3 protein-coding genes and 1 pseudogene are annotated in these 3,777 nt (G+C 71.5%); 2 read left to right on the top strand and 2 right to left on the bottom strand.

Annotated features, from left to right (window positions below):
- Nucleotides 1–1,304: WS/DGAT domain-containing protein (locus tag G6R24_RS19230; protein ID WP_163550585.1), on the top strand; the 1,304-nt coding region annotated here is incomplete at its 5' end.
- A gap of 21 nt (nucleotides 1,305–1,325) precedes the next feature.
- Here the strand turns inward: G6R24_RS19230 and cysE are convergent.
- Nucleotides 1,326–2,417 (bottom strand): serine O-acetyltransferase, encoded by a 1,092-nt coding sequence (gene cysE, locus G6R24_RS19235; RefSeq protein WP_225438747.1) that lies wholly within the window; start codon nucleotides 2,415–2,417, stop codon nucleotides 1,326–1,328.
- Between the two features lie 2 nt (nucleotides 2,418–2,419).
- Complete coding sequence (cysK, locus tag G6R24_RS19240; RefSeq protein WP_163550586.1) at nucleotides 2,420–3,352, bottom strand: cysteine synthase A; 933 nt, start codon at nucleotides 3,350–3,352, stop codon at nucleotides 2,420–2,422.
- A 238-nt stretch (nucleotides 3,353–3,590) separates the two neighbouring features.
- Here cysK and G6R24_RS19245 point away from each other — a divergent pair.
- A pseudogene (locus G6R24_RS19245) lies at nucleotides 3,591–3,777 on the top strand (type II toxin-antitoxin system RelE/ParE family toxin); the annotation flags it as partial.

Here is a 3,777-nt window from a genome sequence, read left to right on the forward strand (position 1 = left end):
TGAAACGGAATTCCCCAACCAGCCACGAGGAGCCTGAATCCCGGCGTCTTTCCCCGTACGACCAGGCTTTTCTCGGATTTCAACAGGGCGCGCCGAGCGTCGCCCTGGACAAGGGGGCCCTGCTGTTCGTCGACGGACGCCCACCGAGCGACCAGGAATGGCGGGCCCACGTGGCCGGGCAGATGGCCCGCCAGCCGGCGCTGCGGGAGCGGCTCGCGACGAACCGGCGCGGGGAACCGGTGTGGTCAACAATTCCGATGAACGACGCCGACATCGACTACCACGCCGCGGTCTGGCCTGAGCCGACCGGGTCGGACCCGCGGAGATCCGGGCCACAGGTGATTGACGAGATCGCGGGCTCCACCCGTCTTGATCTGAGCCGACCACCGTGGAGGGTCTTCCTCGTTCGCCGAGGCGGTGGGAACGCCGACGGTTTTATGATCCATTACCGTTGCAGCCACATCCAGCAGAACAGTGCGGCCATGCACAGTGCACTGTGGATGCTGTTCGGCGAGGATTCGGCACCGGTGTCGATCGGCCGGTTACGGACCCGTCCGCAGGTGCGACCGCGCGATCTGCTCGCCGAGGCCAACCGGGCCCGGCACAACCCGCTGGGGCGCAACGACCTGACGATCTGGGGCGGTCGCCCCACGGGACCGAACCGGCATCATCTGGCCGAGACCACCCTGACGACCCTGCGTCGGGCAGGCCGGCGCCACGGCGTGACCATCAACGACATCTTTCTCACCGCACTCGCCGGCGCCGTCCGCGCCTGGGCACCGCGGGACTGGGATCTCGCCGCCCATCCACTCCTGCACACCGCGATGCCGCTCAGCGTCCGGCCGCCCGACCAGGAGCGGACCCTGAGTAACTACTCGTCACTCGTCTGGGTGCCGTTTCCCGTCGGTGAACCGGATCGTCACCTGCGCCTGCAGCGTGTCTCGAACCACACCCGCGTGCTCAGGGACACCGAGCCGGCGCTGCTCGAGCGGACCGTCCTCGCCCGACTGCCGGCGTCGCTGGTCCGCCAGATCGCGACGACCTCCACGCGTCTCGGTGATCCGAAAAAGGCGAAATACCCGATCTCGGTCAGCAATCCGCGTGGTATGTCCGGCCCGCTCGCCGTCTGCGGGCGACGGATCACCGGGCTGGCCCATTTCCCGCTGCGCGGCCAGGGTCCGCTGAGCGTCGTCCTTGGCGGACTGGACGATCAGGTGAGCGTCGCTTTCACCGTGGCGGAGAGTGTCTCCAACGCGGACCTGCTACCGGGTCTGTTCCTCCACGAGCTGCATCACCTCACCTGAACCGTCAGCCCGCCACCGCCGTCAGATCGCGAAGTCCTCACCCTGCCAGACGCCGCCCTTCGGGGGGCGGATCGTCACCCGGGGCGGGTTGCCGCCCGAGCCGGAGCGGCCTCGACCGCCTGAGCCCCCGACCCCCGCGGCTCGGCCAATGCCGGGAGCCCCACCCGTGCGCGCCGGGCGAGCCGCACCGCCGTCCCCACTTCCGGTGGTGCCGGTGGCGCCGCCGGAGCTGGCATCGCCGTCGGCCCCGGTGGTGGTGGCGGTGGCGGCCTGGAGGGCGGCGGTCGCCTCGAGCCGGTCGACGCGGGTGAGCAGGGACTGCAGGCTCAGACCGAGCGGGTCGGGCAGGGAGTCGTCGTGGTGGGCGGGCTGCGGACGGCTGCGGGTGATGATCTGGCCGGGGACGCCGACGACGACCGCACCGGGCGGCACCTTGCGCACGACGACGGCGTTCGCGCCGATGCGGCTGTCCGCGCCGACGGTGAACGGGCCGAGCACCTTGGCGCCGGCGCCGATGACGACCCGGTCTCCGATCGTCGGATGGCGTTTGGTGGGTTCGAGGCTGGTGCCGCCGAGGGTGACGCCGTGGTAGATCGTCACGTCGTTGCCGACCTCGGCCGTCTCGCCGATGACGACGCCGGTGGCATGGTCGATGAACACGCCGTCGCCGACCTGGGCGCCCGGGTGGATCTCGGCGCCGGTGAGCGCCCGGGCGACGGTGGCGCCGACGCGGGCGGGCAGCGGCAGGCCGTGCGTCCACAGCCAGTGGTTGACCCGGTAGGCCCACAGCGCGTGGACGCCCGGGTAGCACAGGGCCACTTCGAGGCTGGAGCGGGCGGCCGGGTCACGGTCACGGGCGGCGCGCAGGTCGCGGCGCAACTGCCCGAGCCCGGCACGACCCAGCCCGCCCAGCCGAGCGGCCGCCAGACGGGGTCCCGTCGAGCCGGACGTGGCCGCTCGGTCCGTCGCCGCCGCCGGACGAGCGCCGGCACCAGCGCCCGAAGCGGAGCCGGACCCCGAGCCGACACCGGATGCGGACACAGATCCGGAGCCGGCTGGCCGGGACCGGGTCGGCAGGGGTGGGGAGAGCCTGCGCGGAGCGGGCCTGGACATGATCAGTCCTCGAGGCCGTCGAACAGCGGGGTGGACAGGTACCGCTCCCCGAAGTCGGGCAGCACGACGACGACCAGTTTCCCGGCGTTCTCCGGCCGGCCCGCGACCTTCAGCGCCGCCACCGCCGCGGCACCCGAGGAGATGCCGACGAGCAGCCCCTCCTCGCGGGCGAGCCGGCGGGCGAGCACCATCGCGTCCTCGGCCTCGACCTGGATGATCTCGTCCACGATGGCGGTGTCGAGGACCTTGGGGACGAAGCCGGCGCCGATGCCCTGGATGGGATGCGGCCCCTTCGCACCACCGGAGAGCACCGGGGACGCGGCCGGCTCCACGGCGACGAACCGCGCGGACGGCCGGCGCTGTTTGATGACCTCGGCGACACCGGTGATCGTCCCACCGGTGCCGACGCCGGCGACGAGGATGTCGATCTGCCCGTCGGTGTCGCGCCAGATCTCCTCGGCGGTGGTCACCCGGTGGATCGCCGCGTTCGCCGGGTTCTCGAACTGCTGCGGCATGAAGTAGCGGGAGTCGCTCTTGGCGAGCTCCTCGGCCTTGGCGATCGCGCCGCCCATTCCCTCCGGGCCGGGGGTGAGCACGAGCTGCGCGCCGTAGGCCCGCAGCAGCATCCGGCGTTCGACGCTCATCGTCTCCGGCATCGTCAGCACACACTGGTAACCGCGGGCCGCGCACACCATCGCCAGCGCGATCCCGGTGTTGCCGCTGGTCGGCTCGACGATGACGGTGCCCGGCCCGATCGCGCCGGCCGCCTCGGCGGCGTCGATGAGCGCGAGACCGAGCCGGTCCTTCACACTGTGCGCGGGGTTGAACGACTCGAGCTTGGCGACGACCTGCGCCCCCGCACCCTCGGTGACCCGGCGCAGCCGCACCAGCGGGGTGTTCCCCACCAGGTGCGTGATGTCCTCGGCGATCCTCATCGACGTCCCTACTCCTCGCACCCGTGCCCGCCCGTGTTCACGGGGCGCGCCCGGACTCGTCGGCGTCCTCGTCCATCGGCAAGGGTATGCCGCGGGTCTGACCGGACCGCCCCCTGTGGGCCACCCGGCACCGCCGGCCAGCCCCGGCTACCCGAGTCCACAGAAGGGCAACAGCAGGTCCTCGCCACGCGGCACGCCTAACCGCGCGCCGCTAATAAGCCTGGCTTATACTGGGGTCATGTGGGAGGTCGTGCTGCATCCCGAGGTCGAACGATGGTTCCTCGATCTATGCCGCACGGACCCCGTCAGCGCCGACCAGGTCGCGGAAGCCATCGACGTGCTCACCGAGAGCGGCCCCGGCCTTGGTCGCCCCCTCGTCGATCGACTCAAGGGCAGTACCTATCATCACATGAAGGAGCTTCGGC

The sequence above is a fragment of the Candidatus Frankia nodulisporulans genome (genome assembly GCF_902806475.1).
GTDB lineage: Bacteria > Actinomycetota > Actinomycetes > Frankiales > Frankiaceae > Frankia > Frankia umida.